We start from the raw sequence: 22,596 nt of genomic DNA, 5'->3' as shown, positions 1-22,596 counted from the left end.
AGTGCCTCGCCACCACGCTGAACCCATGCTCGACACCCGACAGCGCACGACCGCCCTGCTCGTCGCCGCCTGCTTCTTCATGGAGATGCTCGACGGCACCATCGTGGCCACCGCCGCCCCGCAGATGGCGGCCTCCCTCGACACCACGCCCGGCTCGGTCGGCCTGGTCATCACCGTCTATCTGCTGACCCTCGCCGTCCTCATACCGCTCAGCGGCTGGCTCACCGCCCGCTACGGCGCCCGGCGGATCTTCCTCACCGCCATCGTGCTCTTCACCCTCGCGTCGGCGGGCTGCGCCGCGAGCGGGGACCTCGGCGTGCTCGTCGCGATGCGCGTCCTGCAAGGTGCGGGGGGCGCCATGATGGTGCCGGTCGGCCGGCTCCTCGTGCTCGACGGGGCCGCCAAGACCGACATACCGAAGATCATGGCGTACATCGTGTGGCCGGGCCTGATGGCCCCCGTCGTCGCGCCGTTGCTCGGCGGAGTGCTCACCACGTACGCGAGCTGGCACTGGATGTTCCTCGTCAACCTCCCGCTCGGCGCGGCCGCGTTCGCCGTCGCCCGCCGCCTGGTCTCGGCCGGGCCCACCGTCACCCCGCCCCCGCTCGACGTGCCCGGCGTGCTGCTCGGCTGCACCGGGCTCGCCGCCCTCACCTGGGCCGCCCATCTGGTCGCCGAGACCGACAGCGGGTGGCGGTCGGCGGCCGCCGTCGGAGCCGTCGCCGTCCTCGCGCTCGGCGCGGCCTGGCGCCATCTGCTGCGCACAGCCCACCCGTTGGTCAACCTGCGCACCCTGGACGTCGTGACGTTCCGGGCCGCCGTCACCGGCGGCTCGCTCTTCTGGATCGTCGTCGGCTCCATGCCGTTCCTGCTGCCCCTGCTGTTCCAGGAGGTCTTCGGCTGGAGCGCGGTGAAGTCCGGCGCGGTGGTGCTCTTCGTCTTCGTCGGCAACATCGGGATCAAGCCGGCGACCACCCCGCTCATCAACCGCTTCGGGTTCCGTCCGCTGCTGCTCGTCTCCACGGTCGGGCTCGCCTGCGCCGTCGCGGGCTGCGCCCTGCTCACCGCGGCGACCCCGCTCGCCGTGACCGCCGCCCTCGTCACACTCGGCGGCGCCGCCCGCTCGCTCGGCCTCACCTGCTACTCCACCATCGCCTTCAGCGAGGTGACGTCCGAGCGGCTGCGCGACGCCAACGCGCTGTCCGTGACCGCCAACCAGCTCGCCGCGGGGCTCGCCGTGGCCGTCGCCACCATCGCGCTGCGCCTGGGCGGCTCCTTCCAGGACACGCCCTCGGGCGCCTACGCGGTGGCGTTCTGCCTGCTCGGAGCGGTCTGTCTGCTCCCCGCCGCAGGGGCGTTGCGGCTGCGCGACGGAGCGGGCGACGCGGTCCGCACCCGGCGCGCGGAGCCGGCGCCGCAGGGGCAGGCGAGGGCCGCCGTCTCAGATAGTAGGAAGTCCGAGTAATTGTAGAGACAGACTCCAGGGCAGCGCTTAGCTTTGTAGGAGCCGAACGTCTCGCTGATCCAGCGAAGGGCGGTCGTGAGCGCAGTGCCCTTTGGCAGGCAACCCCTGCGGCCGCGCTCCCCGCCCCTTCCGGCACCTCACTGCATCCGCCGGGGCCTGCCCCGGGCCCCCCAGCAGAGGAGTCGAATCCCCATGGTCAAGCAGCCCGCCCGCCGCGTCCGTCACTCTTCGCGCAGCAGCGAGTCCGACCGCAAGAACGCCGCCGCCGCCCTCCAGCGCGCCCTCGACCGCAGGGACAACGGCGGCGCCACCGGGCACTGAGCCCGGCGGCCCGCCGACGCTCGGGCGGCTTACCGCCCGCGCTGGATCTCGAAGTGGTCGATGCGCTCGCCCGTCTCGGCGAGGGCGCTGACCTTCATCCGCGGGTGGCGGCCGGTCTCGACCTCCACCGCGAGGAACGAGTAGTTGGTGTAGCGCACGCGCGACCACTCCACGGTCTCGGTGACCTTCGTGCCGCCCTTCGCCCAGTGGAACGTGTTCACGCTGTCGCGGTCCGCGACATGGCCCTCGTACGAGTCGGGCACCGGGAAGCTGTACAGCGAACGCCCCGCCGCGCCGGCCGTGACGTACACGATGCCGTCACGCGTCGGGTCGGTGCGCTCGCCGATCGCGACCTTGCGGCCCACCGTGTTGCCCTTGATCGCGTCGGTGCGCTCGTAGACGTGGTTGTGGCCGTTGATCACCAGGTCCACCTGGTGCTTCTCGAACAGCGGCACCCACGCGTCGCGCACGCCCCCCTCCGAGGCGTGCGAGCTCGTCGTGGAGAAGGCGCAGTGGTGGAAGAAGACCACGATGAAGTCGACGGCGCGGTTGGCGCGCAGCTCACCGAGCCGCTTGTTCAGCCATGTCGTCTGCTCGCCGCCGCTGATGCCGAAGTTGGCGGGAATCTCGTACGACACATCGTTGGCGTCGAGCGCCACCACCCCCACGTTGCCGTGCACGAACGAGTACACGCCGGGCTGGTTCACCGGGTCGGGTCCGTTGGCCGGCAGTGACCAGCGGGCGTTCTGGCCGCCGTAGCCCTGCGGCGAGTACCAGGCCTCCATGTCGTGGTTGCCGGTGGTCACCATCCACGGCACGGTCTTGGCGACCGACTCCGTCTGCGCAAGGAACTGGTCCCAGGTGCGCGCGTCGTACTGGTCCGAGGACTGCCCCGAGCCCGACGGGTCGGCGTAGCAGATGTCGCCCGCGTGCAGGTGGAAGGCCGGGTTCTGGCCGAGGATCACCTGGTCGTTGCCGAGCGCGTGGTAGCTGACGCCCTGGTCGCCGAAGGCCGTGAACGTGAAGTTCTCAGCGTGCGAGGGAGCCGTCGTGAAGGTGCCGAGCGTGCCCAGATTGCGGCGGTCCGCCGGGTCGAAGCCGTCGTGGCCGACGCCGTAGTAGTACGTCTGGCCCGGCCGCAGCCGGTCGAGGCCGGCGTGCACATAGAACTGCTCGGCCGCCGCGATCTTCCCGCCGTTGAGGGCGGGCGTCGTCAGATGGCGCACCTCCGCATCGATCTTCCGGCTCAGTGACCAGGGGCTGGTACCGATACGGATGTACGGTTTCCGCACCGCGAACGGCACCTGCCAGGAGACCCGCATCTGCGTCTTGGGGTCCGCCCCGTACGCGAGGTGGCGGCCGAACGGCGCGGCCAGCGAACCGTCCACGCCGTGGCGCGAGGTGGAGGTGAGCGCGGTCGGCGCGGCATAGGCGGGCGAGGCCGCCCCGGCCGTGGCGAGACCCGCCCCGGCGACGGCGGCCGTGGCCGCGGTGGTGCGCAGCACGCCACGACGGCTCAGCTTCGAGCGCAGGTACTCGTGCTGCTCGGCCATGCTCATGCGCTCGGCGAGCTTGTCGGGAATGCCGAATCTGGGGATGTCCATGGCCGAAAAAGTCCCGTACGGAGTCGACGGGATGATCACCGCGGGGTGAACGCCGGGCGTACAGACGCCTACGCGATGGGCCGGGGACCGCGTCCGCGCAGCCGCGCCGACTGCTGGAGCTTGTCCACACTCTGGACATCGGGTGTCAGCGCTTGGGACGGCCAGTAGGGTTCCCCCATGTCGGCAAGTTCTCGCAGCATCAATCTCGCAGTGATCCCCGGTGACGGCATCGGCCAGGAGGTCGTGGCCCAGGGCCTGAAGGTTCTCCGAGCCGTCCTTCCGCAGGACGTGAAGCTGGAGACCAGGGAGTTCGACTTCGGCGCACGGCGCTACCACGCCACCGGTGAGACCCTCACCGACGCCGACGTCACCGAGCTCAAGCAGCACGACGCGATCCTGCTCGGCGCGATCGGCGACCCCTCGGTCCCGTCCGGCGTCCTGGAACGCGGCTTCCTGCTCAAGCTCCGCTTCCTCTTCGACCACTACGTCAACCTCCGCCCCAGCAGGCTGCTCCCCGGCGTCGCCACCCCGCTCGCCGGCCAGCCCGAGATCGACTTCATCGTCGTGCGTGAGGGCACCGAGGGCCCGTACACCGGCAATGGCGGCTCGATCCGTACCGGTACGCCGCACGAGGTCGCCACCGAGGTCTCCGTCAACACCGCCTTCGGTGTCGAGCGCGTGGTCCGTGACGCCTTCGCCCGCGCCCAGGCCCGCCCGCGCAAGAAGCTGACGCTGGTCCACAAGAACAACGTCCTGGCGTACGCCGGTCACCTGTGGACCAACATCTTCAACAAGGTGGCCACGGAGTTCCCCGACGTCACCACCGACTACCTGCATGTGGACGCGGCGACGATCTTCCTCGTCACCGACCCGGCGCGGTTCGACGTGATCGTCACCGACAACCTCTTCGGCGACATCATCACCGACCTCGCGGCGGCTGTCTCCGGCGGCATCGGTGTCGCGGCCTCGGGCAACATCAACCCGAGCGGCGACTTCCCGTCGATGTTCGAGCCGGTGCACGGCTCCGCGCCGGACATCGCCGGCCAGGGCAAGGCCGACCCCTCGGCCACGATCCTCTCGGTCGCCCTGCTCCTGCGTCACCTCGGCTACGAGGACGAGGCGGCCCGCATCGAGAGCGCCGTCTCCGCGGACCTGGCGGGACGCGGCAGCGCGCTCCGCACCACGGACGAGATCGGCGACGCGCTCGCCGCGCGAGTAGCCGGCTAGCTCCCGGCGCACCATACGCATCAGCCGCCGGGTCGCATTTCGCACCCGGCGGCTTTTCGCATGCGGCCACCGGGTGACACCATCAATCCCGGACCGCACATCACACCGTTATGTCCAAGGCCTGCCAAGAGCGATAATCAGACGTGGGCCGCGGCATGCGGAGCAGCTCGGACGTCCAGCACAGGCAGCGGCGTGAGCGCGGTCCGTCACTATCCACCGGTGAAGGACACAGCACTCATGACGACGCCCACGATCGAGCTCAAGCCCACCTCGCACCCGCTGTCCGACGCGGAGCGCGAGGCGATTCTGGCCAGCCCCGGTTTCGGCCGCCACTTCACCGACAACATGGTGACGGTCCGCTGGACCGAGGGCCGCGGCTGGCACGACGCCCAGCTCGTGCCGTACGCCCCGCTGTCCATGGACCCTGCCAACATGACGCTGCACTACGCGCAGACGATCTTCGAGGGCCTCAAGGCGTACCGCCAGCCCGACGGCACGGTCGCCACGTTCCGGCCCGAGGCCAACGCCGAGCGCTTCCAGAACTCCGCGCGCCGCATCGCGATGCCCGCGCTCCCCACCGACCTGTTCATCGCCGCCTGTGACGCGCTGATCCAGCAGGACAAGGCGTGGGTCCCCTCCTCCGGCGAGGCCTCCCTCTACCTGCGCCCCTTCATGATCGCGACCGAGGTCGGTCTCGGTGTGAAGCCGGCCAACGAGTACCTGTTCATCGTGATCGCCTCCCCGGCCGGCGCCTACTTCCCCGGCGGCGTGAAGCCCGTCTCGGTCTGGCTGTCCGAGGAGTACGTGCGCGCCGTCAAGGGCGGCACCGGCGCCGCCAAGACGGGCGGCAACTACGCGGCCTCCCTGGTCGCCCAGGCCGAGGCCGCCCAGCACGGCTGCGACCAGGTGGTGTGGCTCGACGCGGTCGAGCACCGCTGGATCGAGGAAATGGGCGGCATGAACCTGTACTTCGTGTACGGGCAGGAAGACGGCACGCACAAGATCGTCACGCCCGAGCTGACCGGCTCGCTGCTGCCCGGCATCACCCGTGACTCGCTCCTGAAGATCGCCCGCGACCTCGGGTACGAGGCCGTCGAGGGCCGGATCTCCACGGAGGACTGGAAGCGGGACAACGAGAACGGCACCCTGACCGAGGTGTTCGCCTGCGGCACGGCCGCGGTCATCACCCCGGTCGGCTCGGTCAAGTCGGCCCGCCACAACTGGACGCAGGGCGACGGTGAGCCGGGCGAGGTCACGATGAAGCTCCGCAAGGCGCTCCTCGACCTTCAGACCGGGGCAGCCCCGGACCCGCACGGGTGGATGCACCCGCTGGGCTAGGGCCTCGGGGGCTGAGCCCCCGAACCCCCGCTCCTCACACGCCGGAGGGGCTGGATGCCGGGCTGATCTCAGCCTCGGCAGCCAGCCCCTCCGGCGCGTGTGCGTGACGCGCCGTCAGTGACAGATACGCCAGGCCGCCCACCACCCCCGACAGCAGGAAGCTGCAGTCCACTCCGCCGGTCCAACTCAGGATCGGGCCCTGGTAGTTGGGCAGGGAGACCGCGAGCAGGCCGACGCCCGCGCCCAGCGCCCAGGAGATCACCGCGCGCGGGTTCCAGCCGGTCCGGTACCAGTAGACGCCGCCGCGCGAACGCCGGTTGAAGACCTGGAGGGCGTCCGCGTCGTACACGCCGCGACAGCGCACGAAGCCGATCAGGGTGATGACCGCCCAGGGCGTGCCGATCGCCGTGAGGAGCAGCACGAACGAGGTCATCGCGGCCTGCGCGTCCCACGCGAAGTGCCCCGCGAACACGCACACCGTGGCGACGCCGGCCACCGCGAACGTCGCCTGGGTACGTGAGGCGCGCGGCAGGATCGCGTCGAGGTCGAGCCCCATCGAGTACAGCATCAGACCCGCGTTGCCGACCGAGCCCGCGGAAGCCGAGAGCAGCAGCGGCACCAAATACCAGCCGGGGGAGGCGGAGACCAGCGGGCCCGCGAAGTCGGTGGCCGCGCGGGCCGCGTACGCGGTGAACGTGCCGAAGAGCTGCGGCACCAGCAGACCCGCCGTCAGACCGAGCCAGGTGGCGTGCAGGACGCGGCGCGGGCGGTGGCGGGTCGGGGAGATGTAGCGCGTGTAGTCGCCGAGCAGTGTGATGAAGGCGATCGGCCCGCTGAGCCCGGCCGCGACCATCGCGAAGAGCCACGTCGGCCAGAACGAGCCGAGCAGATAGCCGCCCGCCTCCGGCAGCGCCGCGGTGGTGAAGTGCGGTGCGTAGGCGAAGACTCCGAGCACCAGCAGCGCCGTCATGCCGATGGCCAGGATGCGCGAGAGGCGGAGCAGCACCCGGTAGCCGTAGACCGCGCCGATGACGGTGGCCGCGGCGAGCAGCGCGTACACGATGCCGTACGAGGCGCCGCCGGTGGGCAGTCCGAACAGGCGGTGCAGGACGCCGGTCATGGCGTCGCCACCGATCCACACGGTCAGGGCGGTGTAGCCGAGCGAGAGCAGCAGGCCGACGACCGAGCCCACCAGCCGTCCCCGTACGCCGAATTGGGCGCCCGAGGAGGTCGACAGATTGGTGGCCGTACGCAGCGAGACCAGCGCGAGCGGCGCGGTCAGCAGGGTGCCGGCCAGGGTCCCCGCGATCACGGCGCTGACCGAGGCCCACCAGCCGAGGCCGAAGGAGACCGGCAGCCAGCCGAAGATGATCACCCCGAGACAGAGGTTCGAGCCGAGCAGGATCGAGACCAGGTCGCGTGGCCCGCTGGTGCGCTCCGCCTCCGGGACCGTATCGACTCCGCGCTGTTCTATGGGCATACCGGCGCCTCTCCCTCGTCGTGGGGTGACTTGTTTCGGGGATCACTCGTGTGGGGTTTGAGTGCCGCTCAATGTGACGCACACCAAGCCGTGCCGTCAATGCTTCCCGTCTGTGAAATCTCTGGTTAGAGTGGCGTTCAAACAGGAGGTGTGGTGGCGTGCGACTGACCCCGACGGAGCGTGACCGGCTGCTGCTGTTCGGTGCCGCCGAGCTGGCCCGGGCCCGCAGAGCCCGAGGACTGCGGCTGAACGTGCCCGAGGCGACCGCGCTGATCGCGGACACCGTCTGCGAGGCGGCCCGGGACGGCAGGCGGCTTGCCGAGGCGATCGAGGCGGCCCGGGCGGTGCTCGGCCCCGAGGATGTGCTCCCCGGCGTGTCCGACGTGGTCACCGAGGTCCACGTGGAGGCCGTCTTCGACGACGGATCCCGGCTCGCGGTGGTCTCCGACCCCATCGGCGGCACGGCCGGCCAGGACGCGCCCGGCGCCCTGCTGCCCGGCGAGGGGTACCCGGAGGCGGCCCACGAGGTGCTGCTCACCGTGACCAACACCGCCACGGTGCCGATCTCGGTCACCTCGCACTTCCACTTCTTCGAGGCCAACCCGCGGCTCGACTTCGACCGGGCCGCGGCCTACGGCATGCGGCTGTGCGTGCCGGCCGGGTCCTCGGTACGGTTCGGGCCCGGCGAGAGCGCGGAGATCGGCCTCGTGCCGATCGGCGGCGACCGGATCGCGATCGGCTTCGCCGGCCTGGTCGACGGGCCGCTGGACGCGCCCGGTGCGAAGGCGGAAGCACTGCGCAAGGCCGCCGCCTGCGGATACCTGGGAACCGGCACGCGGGACACGCGGGACACGCGGGACACGCACGGCTCACGCGAGGGAGAGAAGTGATGGACCCGTACGAGTACGCCTCCGTGCACGGCCCCCGCACCGGGGACCGGATCCGGCTCGGGGACTCGGGCCTGACCGTCCGGATCGAGTCCGACTCCCAGGCGCCGGGCAACGAGTTCCTGGCCGGCTTCGGCAAGACGGCCCGCGACGGGCTGCATCTGAAGGCCGCCGCCGTACGCGAGACGTGCGACGTCGTCATCAGCAACGTCGTCGTGATCGACGCGGTGCAGGGCATCCGCAAGGTGTCCATCGGCATCCGCGAGGGCCGGATCGTCTCCGTCGGGCGGGCCGGCAACCCCGACACCCTCGACGGTGTCGACGTGGTCGTCGGTACCGGCACCTCGATCGTCTCCGGCGAGGGGCTCATCGCCACCGCCGGAGCCGTCGACCCCCACGTCCACCTGCTGTCCCCGCGCATCATGGAGGCCTCGCTCGCCTCCGGCGTCACCACGATCATCGGCCAGGAGTTCGGCCCGGTCTGGGGCGTCGGCGTCAACTCCCCGTGGGCGCTGCGCAACGCCTTCGCCTCGTTCGACGCGTGGCCCGTCAACATCGGTTTCCTGGGCCGTGGTTCGTCCTCGAACGGCGCCCCGCTGGTGGAAGCGCTGGCCGAAGGCGGCGCGTGCGGCTTCAAGGTGCACGAGGACATGGGCGCCCACACCAGGGCGCTCGACACCGCACTGCGCGTCGCCGAAGAGCACGACGTCCAAGTCGCCCTGCACAGCGACGGGTTGAACGAATGCCTCACCGTCGAGGACACCCTGAAGGTCCTCGAAGGCCGCACCATCCACGCCTTCCACATCGAGGGCTGCGGCGGCGGCCACGTCCCGAACGTCCTGAAGATGGCCGGCGTCCCCAACGTCATCGGCTCGTCCACCAACCCCACCCTCCCCTTCGGCCGGGACGCGGTCGCCGAGCACTACGGCATGATCGTCTCGGTCCACGACCTCAAGACCGACCTGCCGGGCGACGCGGCGATGGCCCGCGACCGCATCCGCGCCGGAACGATGGGCGCCGAGGACGTGCTGCACGACTTGGGCGCGATCGGCATCACCTCCTCCGACGCCCAAGGCATGGGCCGCGCCGGCGAGACCGTACGCCGTACGTTCGCCATGGCGGGCAAAGTGAAGGCCGAGCTCGGCCCCCTCGAAGGCGACGGGCCCGACGACGACAACGCGCGTGTCCTGCGCTACATCGCCAAGCTGACCATCAACCCCGCCATCGCCCACGGCCTCTCGCACGAGATCGGCTCCATCGAGCCCGGCAAGATGGCCGACATCGTGCTGTGGCGCCCCGCCTACTTCGGCGCCAAGCCGCAGATGGTGCTCAAGTCCGGCTTCCCCGCCTGGGGCGTCACCGGCGACCCCAACGCCGCGACCGACACCTGCGAACCCCTGGTGCTAGGCCCGCTGTTCGGGGCGCACGGCGGCACACCCGCCGAGCTGTCCGTCGCCTTCGTGGCCAAGGCCGCCGTCGACCAGGGCGGCGACCAGCTGCCCACCCGCCGCCGCCGGGTCGCCGTACGCGGCACCCGGGGCATCGGCCCGGCCGACCTCCTCCTCAACTCCCGTACCGGAGCGGTAGGTGTGGACGGCGCCACCGGACTCGTCACCCTCGACGGCGACCCGCTGCGCTCCGAACCGGCCGACTCCGTCTCCCTCAACCGCCTCTACTTCCTGTAAGGACCACCCTGATGTCTGCTGCCGCCGACGGCTTCCGCATGCCCGCCGAGTGGACTCCGCACGAGCGGACCTGGATGGCGTGGCCCGGCCCCAACGTCACCTTCCCCAACGAGGCCGAACTCGCCGAGTCCCGCGCCGCCTGGGCCTCGGTCGCCCGCGCGGTACGCCGCTTCGAGCCGGTCACCATGGTGGTCGGCCCCGGCCAGGCCGACAGCGCCCGCGCGCTCCTCGGCCCCGACGTCGACCTCGTCGAGCGCGAACTCGACGACGCGTGGATGCGGGACATCGGCCCGACCTTCCTCACCGACGGCAACGGCCAACTCGCCGCCGTGGACTGGACGTTCAACGGCTGGGGCGCCCAGGACTGGGCGACGTGGGAGCACGACGCGAAGATCGGCGCGCACGTCTCGGATCTCGCCGGGGCGCGTACGTACACCTCGCGCCTGGTCAACGAGGGCGGCGCCATCCACGTCGACGGCGAGGGCACGGTGCTGCTCACCGAGACCGTGCAGCTCGGCCCCGAGCGCAACCCCGACTGGACCCGCGAGGAGGTCGAGACGGAGATCCACGCGATGCTCGGCACCCGCAAGGCGATCTGGCTGCGGCGCGGCCTCACCGCCGACTACCCGCCGCACGGCTACGGCACACTGGGCCACGTCGACATCGTCGCCGCCTTCGCCCGCCCCGGCGTGGTCGTCGCCCACACCCAGCCCGACCCGTCCCACCCCGACCACGAGCTCTGCAAGGAGAACGTGGCGCTGCTCCGCGCCCAGAAGGACGCGCGCGGCCGCTCCCTTGAGGTCGTCGAGATCCCGGCCCCGACCGTCGTCCAGGACGACCACGGCTGGGTCGACTACTCCTACATCAACCACTACCTCTGCAACGGCGGGGTCGTCCTGTGCGCGTTCGACGACCCGCGCGACGAGAACGCGGCGGGGATCTTCCGCCGTCTGTTCCCCGAGCGCACGGTGACGCTGGTGGACGCGCGCACGATCTTCGCGGGCGGGGGCGGCATTCACTGCATCACGCAGCAGCAGCCGAGGGTGTAGCCCCACCCGGGGTGCCCGGTCCGTTCACCGTCACCGCCGGGGCCGGCAGGCCGGGTCGCCCTTGAGGTGCCGGTAGTCGTCCCCACGAGCCCCGCTGGGAGCGGCCAGGTGGTCCGCTCCGCTGACCTTGATGGCTACGCCTTCGATGGGGCGGTCGCAGTAGAGGCAGAATTTGATGCGGGGGGTGGGGGGCGCGGCGTCCTGGTCCCTGTCACCGGCTTGGTACAGCAGGAAGTGTCGCGGACAGGAGTAGATGTCTGCGCCGGCCCCCGCGGCCGTGTGCACTTCGCCGATCTTGATCGGCTCGTCGGTGAGCGCGCCGTCATGACAGCAGGCCTGTAGCACTCTGTCTTGTCGTGAGGACATGTTGTTGTTCTCCTTGCCGCTGACTACGAGGTGTGTACCGGAGTAGCGTTTCCGATACGGACCGTGAGTGGCAGGAGTCGCGTGTCCGCCCATGTCCGCTGTGCTGCGGACGCTGCGGAGGCTGGGGGCGTCCATGATCGAAACCTTCGGGCAGGCGCTGCGCAGGCTGCGAGGATCGCGCTCGCTCCGCGATGTCGCCGCGCTCGCGGCCTGCGGGAAGAGCTATATCGCCGATCTGGAGAAGGATCGCCGCTTTCCGAGCCGCGAGATCGCCGCAGCGCTCGATCGAGCCCTGGGCGCCCGGGGCGAGCTGATCGCTCTCGCTGACGCCCGTCCGGGCGCGAACCCCTTGGACCAGGCGCACGTTCTCCAGCGCGGGCTGCACGAGTCGCTCACCGCAGGGCCGTTGTCGGACCATTCGCTCGACGACGTGGAGTACACGGTCGCGCGTCATGGCCGGGCCACCCGGTATCGGGCCGCCGCCGAACTCCTGCCCGAACTCCTCGCCGGATTCACAGACCTGCGTCTCATGCTGTGCGGCCGCCAGTCCGCGCCGGTGCGCAAACGCCTGACGATCTCCGTGGCCCGCATGTCCGGGCTCATGGCGCTCACTCTGCTGAAACTCGGCGACGGGCGGTCGGCGGCCTGGTGGGGTACTGGCCGAGCCGCTGCGGCCGCGGCCGAGGACAGGGCGACACTGTCGTGGATGTACGCGCAAGAGGCCTACCAGCTGTACTACGGGGGAGATCTAGAGGGTGCGTTGGAACTCGCCGGTCGCGCGCAGCAGTTGGCAGGGGGTCTGCCCTGCGTGGGACCGGCACTGGCGGCGCCCCTGGCGGCGCGTGCGCACGCCCTTCTCGGCCGCCGTGCTGAAACGAGTGCGGCGCTGGCCGAGGCCGAGGCAGCCCTCCAGCGGCTGGATCCGGCTGATGCGGTCGCGTCGGCGTTCGGATACTCGGAGTCTCAGTTCCGCTTCCATGGCGGGAACGCCTTGACGCATCTCCGAGAGACGGGTCCGGCCGGTGAACAGCAGGAACGGGCGCTGGAGTTGTACCCCGTCTCCGACCACATGGACCGGGCGCTGGTACGCCTGGATCAGGCGATGTGTCTGGCCATCGCGGGAAACGCGGCGGAGGCTGCCGCGCACGCCACGGACACCCTGGCGGGCCTGCGGCCGGGGCACCTCTCGGCCTTGATCACCTACCGCGCCGCCGAACTGGTCGCTAGGGTGCCCGAGGCACGGACCGTGCCAGAAATGCGGGTACTGCGCGAAATGTTGGCGCTGCCCCCGGGCGAGAGGGCCGGCAATGGTGCAGATCAGTCCCGCGACGGAACACGACCTTGATGTGATCGCCGAGATCCTTGGCGAGACCGAGGCCTACTACGGCGGCGACAATGTCCGCCCGCCCGTTACCGAAATCCGTGCCGCGCTGTTCAGTGCCCGTCCAGCTGCCCACTGCCTGCTGGCCCGCGACGGCGACCGTGTGCTCGGCCTCGCCTCATACTCGCTGTTGTGGCCGGCAGCCGGCGCGGACACCTCTCTGTACCTCAAGGAGCTGTACGTACGCGGCGGCGCCCGTCGCCAGGGTGTCGCGCGGGCGCTCATGGAAGGGGTCAAGGCAGCGGCGGCCGAAGCCGGGTGCTCGCGCGTCGAGTGGACGGCGGACACGGACAACCCGCCTGCCCTGGCCCTGTACGAGGCCCTTGGGGCGCCACAGCACATGGGCAAGGTGTTCTACCGGGTCTCGATCTGACAGCTCGCGAAGCGGAGTCGGCATGCGGACGGTGGCCATCACGGGAACACGTACGACCGAACACCGCCCCCGGCACGACTACGGCGTCCTCTTCGCGGCCCACCTCGCCGCGTTCACCGACGGGCACTTCCTTATCGGCGGAGCCCGCGGCATCGACAGCCTGGCTCTGGAGTGGCTGGCCAGAAGCACCGATGCGCACATCACCGTCGTAGTGCCCGGAACCCTCGCTCAGCAGCCCGCCGAGGCACGTCACGTCGTGGACCGTACGAGGTCCCCCGCATCGATGGCATCGTCGAACTCGGCGCGGCCGACCTGGACACCGCGGCCTATCACGCACGCAACCGGTGGATGGTCGACCACACCCGCGTGACCGTGGGATTCCCGCACGCCACCGCGCCCTCGACCGGCACTTGGCAGGCGCTCGACTACACGGCGGAGCAGGGAAAGCCGCGCTTGGTCGTGCCGGTGTGACCGGGCGGGTGCACCCTCTCCGCCTCGTACCTCCGTGCGCCTGCCGAGAGCCCGCATTCCGGGGGCGGTTCGGGCGTCGCGGGGCGCCGGCTCGCGCAGGGCCAACCGTCGACGGCTCGGAGGCGGCAGGGACGCCATGTGATCGACTGGGCCGCATGACTACAAGGACCGTGTACCTGTTCTGCTCCGCGGCCCCGCCCGTCTTCGAGGTCGCCGCGGTGATCGAATCGCTGCAAGCGGGTGGCTGGGACGTGTGTCTCGGGCTGACTCCCGCCGCGGCGTCCTGGATCGAGGAGTCCCTCTCCGGGCTCGCCACCCTGACCGGGCATCCGGTGCGGTGGCAGTACAGAAGCCCGGGGGAGCCGGACACCTGGCCGGCCGCCGATGTCATTCTCTTCGCGCCCGCCACGTTCAACTCCGTCAACTCCTGGGCAGCAGGGCTGACTTCGGCCTTCGTCGTCGGGGTCGCCGCCGAGGCGATCGGCAAGCGGATACCGATCGTGGCCATGCCGTGCCTGAACGCCGCCTACGCCCGGCACCCCCAGTTCGAGCAGTCCGTGGAGACGCTGCGTTCCGCCGGGGTCACCGTGCTCTACGGGGGCGACACGGGCGCCGGCGCCGGCTTCGTGCCGAACCAGCCCGGCGAGCAGCCCCCCGAGGGCTTCCCCTGGCGCATCGCGCTCGACGCGGTCGAGGCCTCCGTCACGCCCTGACGGCGCGGACCTCCCACCGGGGCGCGACGCAGGCGTGGCTACCGGCGCCGCCCGGGCCGCCCCCAGGCGCGGACGTCCGCATGGCTCCCCCCGGGGAGAGGGGGCTCGCGGGGCCCGGGCGGGCCGGGGCGCACGCGGCTCCCACCCGCGGGGGCGGCGGCTCGGGCGGCCGGGGCGGCGGCTCGCGTGGCCGGGGCGGCCGGGGTGCACAGGGCTTCCGCCCTCGCGGAGGCGGCTCGCCCGGCCGGGCGGGCCGCGTACACAGGGCTCCCGCCCCCGCGGAGGCGGCTCGCGTGGCTGGGGGCGGCCCGCGTATCGGGTAGAACATACGGGTGAACGCACCGCGCCGCCGCAACACCGCCCCGCCCCGCGAGGAACTGCTCGCCGCCGCCATGGCCACCATCGCCGAGCGCGGACTCGACGGGCTCACCATGGCCGGGCTCGGCCGTGAGGTCGGTATGTCCAGCGGGCACCTCCTCTACTACTTCCGCACCAAGGACGAGCTCCTGCTCCAGACCCTGGAGTGGAGCGAGGGGCGCCTCGGGGACGAGCGGCGCGCGCTGCTCGCCCGGCCCGGCACCGTACGGCAGCGGCTCGACGCCTACGTCGACCTGTACGTGCCCGACGGGCCGCGCGACCCGCACTGGATCCTGTGGCTGGAAGTCTGGAACCGTTCGCAGAACGCCGACGACGGGGCCCGCGTGCGGCAGGCCGCCATCGAGGGCGCCTGGCACCGCGACCTGGTGGCGATACTCGCCGAGGGCGTCTCGCGCGGCGAGTTCCGCCCCGTCGACGCGGACCGGTTCGCCTCCCGGCTGCGCGCCCTGCTCGACGGCTTCAGCGTCCACGTAGCGGTCGGCCTGCCCGGCACCGGCAGGGAGCAAGTCATGGCCCACGTAAGGGAGTTCGTGGACGAATCGCTGCTGCGCCCCTGACCCGCCACCGGCACGCCGCCGCGGTCCGCGACCGGTGTGCCACCGGCGCGGACCCCGGCGCCGGGGAACGCAACGCACGTAAGTACGCCACATCGTTGCGCCCGCACTCCTTGTCCGCCGGGCCCCGCTGCGCCACCGTGAGCGTCCATGGGACGAGAGCACTGGAAGAAGATCTGGGTCGGGTCGGCCGGCAACATGGTCGAGTGGTTCGACTGGTTCGTGTACGCCACCTTCGCCGTGTACTTCGCGGACGCGTTCTTCCCGAAGGGCAACGAGACCGCCAACCTCATGAACACCATGGGGATCTTCGCCGTCGGCTTCTTCATGCGGCCCGTCGGCGGCTGGCTGCTCGGCCGCATCGGTGACCGCAAGGGCCGCAAGGCCGCGCTCACCCTGACCGTCACCCTGATGTCCGCCTCGGCGATCCTGATCGCGATCGCCCCGACGTACGCGGTCGCCGGATACGGGGGAGTGGCCGTTCTGCTGGTCGCCCGACTCCTCCAGGGGCTCTCCGTCGGCGGTGAGTACGCGGCCAGCGCCACCTACCTCACCGAAGCCTCCGACCCCGGGCGGCGCGGCTTCGCCTCCAGCTTCCAGTACGTGTCGATGACCGCGGGCCAGCTCGTCGGCCTCGGCCTCCAGATCGTGCTGCAGCGCAGCCTCTCGGACGCGGCCCTGCACAGCTGGGGCTGGCGCATCCCCTTCATCGTCGGCGCGCTCGGCGCGGCCGTCGTCTTCTACCTGCGCCGCTCCATGCTGGAGACCGAGGTGTACGAGGAGTCGGGCGCGGCCGGGGACGAGGACCGCGGCACCCTCAAGGCGCTGTGGGCGCACCGGCGGGAGGCGCTGCTCGTCATGGCGCTCACCATGGGCGGCACCGTCGCGTACTACACGTACACGACGTACCTGACGAAGTTCCTCTCCAAGAGCGCCGGCATGGAGAAGTCCACCGCCTCGCTCGTCAGCTTCTGCGCGCTGTTCGTCTTCATGTGCCTCCAGCCGCTCGCGGGCGCGCTCTCCGACCGGATCGGACGCCGGCCGCTCCTGATCACCTTCGCCGTCGGCTCGACCTTCCTGACCGTGCCGATCATGACGATGCTCAAGCACGCCGGCACGTTCTGGCCCGCCTTCGGCCTCGCCCTGCTCGCCCTGGTCGTCGTCACGGGCTACACCTCGATCAACGCCTGCGTGAAGGCCGAGCTCTTCCCCACCAGCATCCGCGCGCTCGGCGTCGCCCTGCCCTACGCCCTGGCGAACGCCCTGTTCGGCGGGACCGCCGAATACGTGGCGCTCTGGTTCAAGAAGGCCGGCGCCGAATCCGGCTTCTACTGGTACGTGGCCGGATGCGCCGCCGTCTCCCTCGTCGTCTACCTCACCATGCGCGAGACGCGGGACATCGACCTCAACCGGGTAAAGGAAGAGGCGCCGGCCACCCGGGCCCAGCCCGTCGCATCGAATTAGCGCAGGTCGGGCGGGGCGGCCCGGATGGTGAGACCCCGTCTCAGCCGACCGGACCCTTGTGGCAGACTGCTTGCGTGCTCGCTTTCGCCATGATTATGGACAGCAGCGCGCCGGTCCGCAGTGACCGCTGAAACCGTGGAACCATCCGCGGCAGCGGCATCGTGCCCCAGACCCGCGCGCAGACCTCTCGCACCCGCGAGGGGTCTTTTCGTTTACCGGCCCCACCACGGCCGGGGCGAGCAGCGCGACGACGGGGGCAAGTGGAGCCAGCAGTTCGGAGCCACTCACCCGACAGGAGTCAGATCAGCATGACGACCAACGAGGCGCACGAGGCCGCCGAGGAGAGTCTTCTCGCCGGCCCTCGGGTCGACGACAGCTTCCACGTCTTCGACACGACGCTGCGCGACGGCGCCCAACGCGAGGGCATCAACCTCACCGTCGCGGACAAGCTGACGATCGCCCGGCACCTGGACGAGTTCGGCGTGGGCTTCATCGAGGGCGGCTGGCCCGGCGCGAACCCCCGCGACACCGAGTTCTTCGCCCGCGCACAGCAGGAGATCCGCTTCAAGAACGCCCAGCTCGTGGCCTTCGGCGCCACCCGCCGCGCGGGCGGCAAAGCCGCCGAGGACCCGCAGGTGCGGGCCCTGGTGGAGTCCGGCGCCCCTGTGGTCACTCTGGTCGCCAAGTCGCACGACCGGCACGTCGAGCTGGCCCTGCGCACCACCCTGGACGAGAACCTGGAGATGGTCCGCGACACCGTGTCCCACCTGCGCGAGCAGGGCCGCCGGGTCTTCGTGGACTGCGAGCACTTCTTCGACGGGTACAAGGCCAACCCCGAGTACGCCAAGGCCGTCGTACGGGCCGCGAGCGGGGCCGGCGCGGACGTCGTCGTCCTGTGCGACACCAACGGCGGCATGCTGCCCGCGCAGATCCACGCGGTCGTCGCCACCGTGCTCGCCGACACCGGCGCCCGGCTCGGCATCCACGCCCAGGACGACACCGGCTGCGCGGTCGCCAACACCCTCGCCGCCGTCGACGCGGGCGCCACCCACGTGCAGTGCACCGCCAACGGTTACGGCGAGCGCGTCGGCAACGCCAACCTGTTCCCCGTCGTCGCCGCACTGGAGATCAAGTACGGCAAGAAGGTGCTGCCCCAGGGCGCGCTCGCGGAGATGACCCGCATCTCGCACGCCATCGCCGAGGTGGTCAACCTCGCGCCCTCCACGCACCAGCCGTACGTCGGTGTCTCCGCCTTCGCCCACAAGGCCGGCCTGCACGCCTCCGCGATCAAGGTCGACCCCGATCTGTACCAGCACATCGACCCCGGCCTGGTCGGCAACCACATCCGCATGCTGGTCTCCGACATGGCCGGCCGCGCCTCCATCGAGCTCAAGGGCAAGGAGCTCGGCGTCGACCTCGGCGACGACCGCGAGATGGTCGCCCGGGTCGTGGAGCGGGTCAAGGCGCGCGAACTGGAGGGCTACACCTACGAAGCCGCCGACGCCTCCTTCGAGCTGCTCCTTCGCGACGAGGTCGAGGGCGGGCCGCGCGACTACTTCCGCATGGAGTCGTACCAGGCGATCATCGAGACCCGCCAGGACGGCACCCACGCCAACGGCGCCACCGTGAAGTTCTGGGTCGGCCAGGAACGCCTCATCGTCACCGCCGAGGGCAATGGCCCCGTCAACGCCATGGACTCCGCGCTGCTCCAGGGCTTGGAGCGGTTCTATCCGCAGGTCGCCAAGTTCGAGCTGGTCGACTACAAGGTGCGCACCCTTGAGGGCAAGCACGGCACCGCCTCCACCACGCGCGTCCTGATCACCACGACGGACGGCACGGCCGAGTGGACGACCGTCGGCGCGGGCCCCAACGTGATCGCCGCGTCATGGGAAGCGCTCCAGGACGCGTACACGTACGGTCTGCTCCGGGCCGGGGTCGAGCCGCGTCGGTAGTGGGGCCGGCTCGGTGGTGTCTTGGGGGCGGGAGGGGTCCCGGGGCGCGTGTACGTACGGTCTGCTCCGGGCCGGGATCCAGCCGCGCCGGTAAGGGGGCCCGGTGGCGCCCTGGGTGGGGGAGGAGCCCGGCCGGTACTTCGCGCCCGCCCCGCACCCCGGTCGCGCCACCCCGTATGTCCGTTTCCGGGCGGCCTCGGGTAGCGTCGGCACCATGAGGCTCAGGGTTTTCTCCGTACTCCCCGCCGTAGCGCTCGCCGTACTGGTCGCGGCGGCGCCCGCCATGGCCGCGAGCGGCGCGAGCGGCGCGTCCGACGTGGCCGACCAGCTCAAGAAGAGCCCGGTCTACGTGGATCCCGGAGCCGCGAACCAGCTCAGTCCCGCCCAGGCCGACGCCCTGGCCAAGAAGATCAAGGACGCGAACAAACCGCTGTTCGTGGCCGTACTGCCCAACAGCGCCGCGTTCCCCAGGGACTCGATCCTGCAGTACCTGCGGACCGACACCGGCGTCACCGGCCTGTACGCGATCCGGCTCGGTGACGCGTTCACCTCGGGCGCCGACCGCAAGGTCATGCCGCCGCAGTCCGTCAAGAACCTCAACAGCGCGGTACGCGCCCCCGGCACCGGCGGTGACGCGGTGACCCAGCTCAACGCGTTCGTCGACAAGGCGCTCCCGCAGATGAAGGGCCGCGCGCCCGCCTCGTGGGGCGGCGGCTCCGGCTCCGACGGCGGCGTGAACACCGGCGCACTCATCGGCGTGGGCGCCGTGGTCGTGGCGGGCGGCGCCGGTGCGTACGCGCTGGTGCGGCGGAGCCGCAAGAAGAAGGCCGAGGAGGAGCGGGCCGCGCTCCAGCGCCTCCAGGTCGTCGTCGACGAGGACATCACCGCGTTCGGCGAGGAGCTGGACCGGCTCGACTTCCACCCCGCCGAGGCCGGCGCCGACGACGCGATGCGCGCCGACTACGAGCGCGCCCTCGACTCCTACGAAACCTCCAAGTCCCTGATGGCGAAGGCCGAACGGCCCGCCGACGTGACCGGCGTGACCCAGGCACTGGAGGACGGCCGCTTCTCGCTCGCCACCCTCGCCGCCCGTCGCGAACACCGGCCGTTGCCCGAGCGCCGCGCCCCCTGCTTCTTCGACCCGCGCCACGGCCCCTCCGTCGAGGACGCCACCTGGACTCCGGCCGGCGGCGCCCCGCGCCAGGTGCCGGTCTGCCTCGCGGACGCGACCCGGCTGCGTGACGGCCAGGACCCGATGGTCCGCGAGGTCGACACCGACCAGGGCCGCCGCCCCTACTACGACGCGGGCCCGGCGTACGGCCCCTGGGCGGGCGGCTACTTCGGCGGCGGCATGCTGCCCGGCCTCCTGATGGGCACGATGCTCGGCTCGATGCTGTCGACGCCCGCCTACGCTTCGGACTACGGCGCCGGCTCCTACGACGCGGGCTCCGGTTTCGACGGCGGCGACGTGTCGGGCTCCGACTTCAACCCCTCCGACTTCGGGGGCGGAGACTGGGGCGGCGGGGGCGGCGACGGTGGAGGGTTCGGCGGCGGAGACTGGTGACGGCGGGGGATTGGCCGGCGGCGACTGGTGACTCGGGCGACCGGTGACCCGAGGCCGGCGACGGCGGGGGGTTCAGCGGCGACTGATGACCCGGGGCCGGCGACTGCTGACGGGGGCCGGCGACGGCGGGGGATTCGGCGGCGGCGAGTGATGATCCGGGGCCGGTGACTGGTGACCGGGGCCGGCGGTTCCGCCCCCGGTGACCTCGCTGTTGACCCGCCGCGTTCCCGCGAGCGATAGTTGCGAGCCGCACATCCAAAGTTGGGGACACATTGCACGCCGGGCACGAAGACACCATCGCGGCCTGCGCCGATGCCGAGGCGCTGCTGCGCGCGGGCCGCACCAGCGCTGCCCGCAAGGCCGCGCGGGCCGCGCTGTACACGGAGGGGCCCGACCCCCGGCTCTACGCCCTGCTCGGCCGCGCGTACGCCGCCGAAAGCGTCGAGGGGCACGCCGACCGCGCGGAGGCCGTGTTCCGCGAGGGGCTCGACACCTTCCCCGACGACCTCGGTCTGCTCGCCGCCTACACCGATCTGTGTCTCGCCGACGACGACCCGGCCCGCAACCGCAGGGCACCCGAACTGGCCGCCCGGATACGGAAGTTGGCCCCCGAATCGCCGCACGCGGCACACGCGGCCGACGCGGGCGGGACCCCCGGACAGCCTTCGACGGGCCGGGTCCAGCGGCACGACGCACGGCTCGTGCTCGCCGTCATAGGACACGCGGCCGGCGCCGCACAGCAGGCGTGGGACCAGGCCCGCTCACGGCCCGCCGACGACCGCACCGCCGTACTCGCCGAGACCCTCACCGCCCTCGCCCGGCGCGGCCGGGCGCCGCTGCGTCTGCTGATCAGGGCGCCGCTCGCGGGCGCCCTCACCTGCTGGGCGTGGTTCGTCCTCGTCCTGCTCGCCGTGGTCGCGCTGCGGCTGCCGGAGTGGTCCGGCCTCGCGGCGCTGCTCGGCCCCGGGCTCTTCCCCCTGCTCCACCGGGTGCTCGGCGCCGCCCGCAGGCGGGCGCTCGCCCGGCCGCAGGTGGCGGCCGCGCCGCCGTCCTCGCGCGGCACGTTCCCCGCCCTGCCTCCCGTACCGCCGTACACGACGCGGGAGAAGACGGCGGCCGCGGTGGTCGTGGCCGCGGTGGCCGTCACGCTCACCGTCTTCGTGGACTACCTGGCCGGCCGGTAACTGGCCCCGGCCACGGCGCGGGTGTGGACTACATCGCGTGCCGGTAGGTGGCGCCGTCCCGCGTGCGGGTGAGGTGGCCGCCGGTCACCAGGAACCGGCGCAGTGCCGGGAAGTCGTCGTGCACGGCGAGCAGCGCCTCGTTGACCTCGCGCTCCGTGTAATCACGGCCGGGCGCGAAGAGCGTCACCGCGAGATGGGCCAGCAGCTGCTCGCGGCGGGCCGTCTTCCGTGGAATGGCCGTCAGACGCCCGCGCGAGAAAAGGGCGGCGACGGCGGGGGAGTTGGCGGCGGCACCCGGGGCCGCGGTGTTGTTCTCCATGCGGGAAGCGTCGCCCGGGGGAGCGGCGCCGGACAACGCAATATCGCCAGGTGCGCCAGGTGCGCTGTGTGCGCGGCGACGCGGCGGGCCGGCACCCCAGGTGCCGGCCGGGCGCGCGTCAGGCGGACTTGATCGCGGAGATGTCGAAGGTGAGCTTCACCTTGTCGCTGACCATGACACCCCCGGTCTCCAGGGCGGCGTTCCAGGTCAGGCCCCAGTCGGAGCGCAGGATCTCGGCGCTGCCCTCGAAGCCGACGCGCTGGTTGCCGTAGGGGTCGGTGGCCGAGCCCTGGAACTCCAGGTCGATGGAGAGCGGCCGGGTGACGTCCTTGATCGTCAGGTCGCCGACCAGGCGGTACGTGTCGCCGCCGAGCGCCCTGGCCTCGGTCGAGCGGAAGCTCATCAGCGGGAACTGCTCGGCGTCGAAGAAGTCGGGGCTGCGCAGGTGGGCATCGCGGTCGGCCATGCCGGTGTCCACGCTGGCGATCTTGACGACGATGGTTGCGGCGGACGCGGCCGGGTTCGTGCCGTCCAGGGTCAGGGTGCCCTCGTGGTCGGTGAAGGAGCCGCGGACGTTGGTGACCATGGCGTGCCGCACGGTGAAGCCGATGCTGCTGTGGGCCGGGTCGATGGTGTACGTGCCGGTCAGCGCGGCGAGTGCGGGGTCGACCGCGGTGGGCGCCGCGGAGTCGAGGGGGGCGGTGCTGCTGTCGCTGTTCTTACGGCCGAAGAGACCCATGGCGTACTCCTTCGCTACGCGCCGCGGCCTTGCGCCGAAGCGGTTTAACTTTCAACGACATTCACGGTAGAGCTATTCCGTT

Annotated in this window: 21 protein-coding genes; 16 read left to right on the top strand and 5 right to left on the bottom strand. The window is 71.5% G+C overall.

The annotated features are described in order from the left end of the window. Window positions 1-25: 25 nt before the first annotated feature. Both AB0D31_RS13845 and AB0D31_RS13840 read left to right on the top strand, forming a co-directional pair. Window positions 26-1,465: an MFS transporter gene (locus tag AB0D31_RS13845; RefSeq protein WP_362721517.1), complete on the top strand. Its 1,440-nt coding sequence runs from the start codon at window positions 26-28 to the stop codon at window positions 1,463-1,465. 192 nt (window positions 1,466-1,657) lie between these two features. Continuing rightward, window positions 1,658-1,786, top strand: a complete 129-nt coding sequence (locus AB0D31_RS13840; protein WP_267056578.1) for a hypothetical protein — start codon at window positions 1,658-1,660, stop codon at window positions 1,784-1,786. Window positions 1,787-1,815: 29 nt separating this feature from the next. Here the strand turns inward: AB0D31_RS13840 and AB0D31_RS13835 are convergent, their stop codons facing one another. Next, a complete protein-coding gene (locus AB0D31_RS13835; RefSeq protein ID WP_362721514.1) occupies window positions 1,816-3,390 on the bottom strand; it encodes a metallophosphoesterase family protein in 1,575 nt (524 codons plus the stop codon). 177 nt (window positions 3,391-3,567) lie between these two features. Between AB0D31_RS13835 and AB0D31_RS13830 the strand changes: the two genes are divergently transcribed. Both AB0D31_RS13830 and AB0D31_RS13825 read left to right on the top strand, forming a co-directional pair. Then, window positions 3,568-4,617 carry a 3-isopropylmalate dehydrogenase gene (locus AB0D31_RS13830; protein WP_362721511.1) on the top strand — a complete coding sequence of 350 codons (1,050 nt, stop codon included), beginning with the start codon at window positions 3,568-3,570 and terminating at the stop codon, window positions 4,615-4,617. A 237-nt stretch (window positions 4,618-4,854) separates the two neighbouring features. Further along, window positions 4,855-5,955: a branched-chain amino acid aminotransferase gene (locus AB0D31_RS13825; RefSeq protein ID WP_362721508.1), complete on the top strand. Its 1,101-nt coding sequence runs from the start codon at window positions 4,855-4,857 to the stop codon at window positions 5,953-5,955. A 34-nt stretch (window positions 5,956-5,989) separates the two neighbouring features. On the opposite strand, the gene AB0D31_RS13820 is transcribed toward AB0D31_RS13825, so the two are convergent. Continuing rightward, the gene (locus tag AB0D31_RS13820) at window positions 5,990-7,435 is read right to left on the bottom strand and encodes a cytosine permease (RefSeq protein WP_362721505.1); all 1,446 of its coding nucleotides are present in this window, start codon (window positions 7,433-7,435) and stop codon (window positions 5,990-5,992) included. A gap of 158 nt (window positions 7,436-7,593) precedes the next feature. Between AB0D31_RS13820 and ureA the strand changes: the two genes are divergently transcribed. The 3 genes from ureA to AB0D31_RS13805 are packed head-to-tail and all read left to right on the top strand — an operon-like array spanning window position 7,594 to window position 11,056. Then, on the top strand, window positions 7,594-8,325 hold the full coding sequence (ureA, locus tag AB0D31_RS13815) for an urease subunit gamma (protein ID WP_362721502.1): 732 nt from the start codon (window positions 7,594-7,596) through the stop codon (window positions 8,323-8,325). Continuing rightward, a complete protein-coding gene (locus AB0D31_RS13810) occupies window positions 8,325-10,007 on the top strand; it encodes an urease subunit alpha (RefSeq protein WP_362721499.1) in 1,683 nt (560 codons plus the stop codon). The genes ureA and AB0D31_RS13810 overlap by 1 nt, the downstream gene beginning before the upstream one ends. Window positions 10,008-10,018: 11 nt before the next feature. Then, window positions 10,019-11,056, top strand: coding sequence for an agmatine deiminase family protein (locus AB0D31_RS13805; RefSeq protein ID WP_362721496.1), 1,038 nt, complete (start codon window positions 10,019-10,021; stop codon window positions 11,054-11,056). A gap of 30 nt (window positions 11,057-11,086) precedes the next feature. On the opposite strand, the gene AB0D31_RS13800 is transcribed toward AB0D31_RS13805, so the two are convergent. Then, window positions 11,087-11,422: a hypothetical protein gene (locus AB0D31_RS13800; RefSeq protein ID WP_362721493.1), complete on the bottom strand. Its 336-nt coding sequence runs from the start codon at window positions 11,420-11,422 to the stop codon at window positions 11,087-11,089. Between the two features lie 133 nt (window positions 11,423-11,555). On the opposite strand from AB0D31_RS13800, the gene AB0D31_RS13795 reads away from it, so the two are divergent. From AB0D31_RS13795 to AB0D31_RS13755, 9 genes are all read left to right on the top strand, one after another. Continuing rightward, window positions 11,556-12,767 carry a helix-turn-helix transcriptional regulator gene (locus AB0D31_RS13795; RefSeq protein WP_362721490.1) on the top strand — a complete coding sequence of 404 codons (1,212 nt, stop codon included), beginning with the start codon at window positions 11,556-11,558 and terminating at the stop codon, window positions 12,765-12,767. Next, window positions 12,730-13,176, top strand: a complete 447-nt coding sequence (locus tag AB0D31_RS13790; RefSeq protein ID WP_362721487.1) for a GNAT family N-acetyltransferase — start codon at window positions 12,730-12,732, stop codon at window positions 13,174-13,176. The genes AB0D31_RS13795 and AB0D31_RS13790 overlap by 38 nt, the downstream gene beginning before the upstream one ends. 22 nt (window positions 13,177-13,198) lie before the next feature. After that, window positions 13,199-13,546, top strand: coding sequence for a hypothetical protein (locus AB0D31_RS13785; protein ID WP_362721484.1), 348 nt, complete (start codon window positions 13,199-13,201; stop codon window positions 13,544-13,546). Between the two features lie 256 nt (window positions 13,547-13,802). Further along, the gene (locus AB0D31_RS13780; protein ID WP_362721482.1) at window positions 13,803-14,360 is read left to right on the top strand and encodes a flavoprotein; all 558 of its coding nucleotides are present in this window, start codon (window positions 13,803-13,805) and stop codon (window positions 14,358-14,360) included. A gap of 332 nt (window positions 14,361-14,692) precedes the next feature. Then, window positions 14,693-15,295 carry a TetR/AcrR family transcriptional regulator gene (locus tag AB0D31_RS13775; RefSeq protein ID WP_362721479.1) on the top strand — a complete coding sequence of 201 codons (603 nt, stop codon included), beginning with the start codon at window positions 14,693-14,695 and terminating at the stop codon, window positions 15,293-15,295. 147 nt (window positions 15,296-15,442) lie between these two features. Next, window positions 15,443-16,756, top strand: coding sequence for an MFS transporter (locus tag AB0D31_RS13770; RefSeq protein WP_362721476.1), 1,314 nt, complete (start codon window positions 15,443-15,445; stop codon window positions 16,754-16,756). A 308-nt stretch (window positions 16,757-17,064) separates the two neighbouring features. Beyond that, window positions 17,065-18,708 carry a citramalate synthase gene (gene cimA / locus AB0D31_RS13765; RefSeq protein ID WP_362721473.1) on the top strand — a complete coding sequence of 548 codons (1,644 nt, stop codon included), beginning with the start codon at window positions 17,065-17,067 and terminating at the stop codon, window positions 18,706-18,708. Between the two features lie 214 nt (window positions 18,709-18,922). Next, window positions 18,923-20,272: a hypothetical protein gene (locus AB0D31_RS13760; protein ID WP_362721471.1), complete on the top strand. Its 1,350-nt coding sequence runs from the start codon at window positions 18,923-18,925 to the stop codon at window positions 20,270-20,272. 272 nt (window positions 20,273-20,544) lie between these two features. After that, window positions 20,545-21,456: a hypothetical protein gene (locus tag AB0D31_RS13755; RefSeq protein WP_362721469.1), complete on the top strand. Its 912-nt coding sequence runs from the start codon at window positions 20,545-20,547 to the stop codon at window positions 21,454-21,456. Between the two features lie 28 nt (window positions 21,457-21,484). On the opposite strand, the gene AB0D31_RS13750 is transcribed toward AB0D31_RS13755, so the two are convergent. After that, window positions 21,485-21,775 (bottom strand): DUF2087 domain-containing protein, encoded by a 291-nt coding sequence (locus AB0D31_RS13750; protein WP_362721466.1) that lies wholly within the window; start codon window positions 21,773-21,775, stop codon window positions 21,485-21,487. Window positions 21,776-21,893: 118 nt separating this feature from the next. Then, complete coding sequence (locus AB0D31_RS13745) at window positions 21,894-22,514, bottom strand: YceI family protein (RefSeq protein ID WP_362721464.1); 621 nt, start codon at window positions 22,512-22,514, stop codon at window positions 21,894-21,896. Between the last annotated feature and the right edge of the window lie 82 nt (window positions 22,515-22,596).

Source organism: Streptomyces sp. NPDC048361, from assembly GCF_040651795.1.
Taxonomy (GTDB): domain Bacteria; phylum Actinomycetota; class Actinomycetes; order Streptomycetales; family Streptomycetaceae; genus Streptomyces.
The sequence above is the reverse complement of the archived record's forward strand: the minus strand, read 5'-3'. Positions and strand labels throughout refer to the sequence as shown.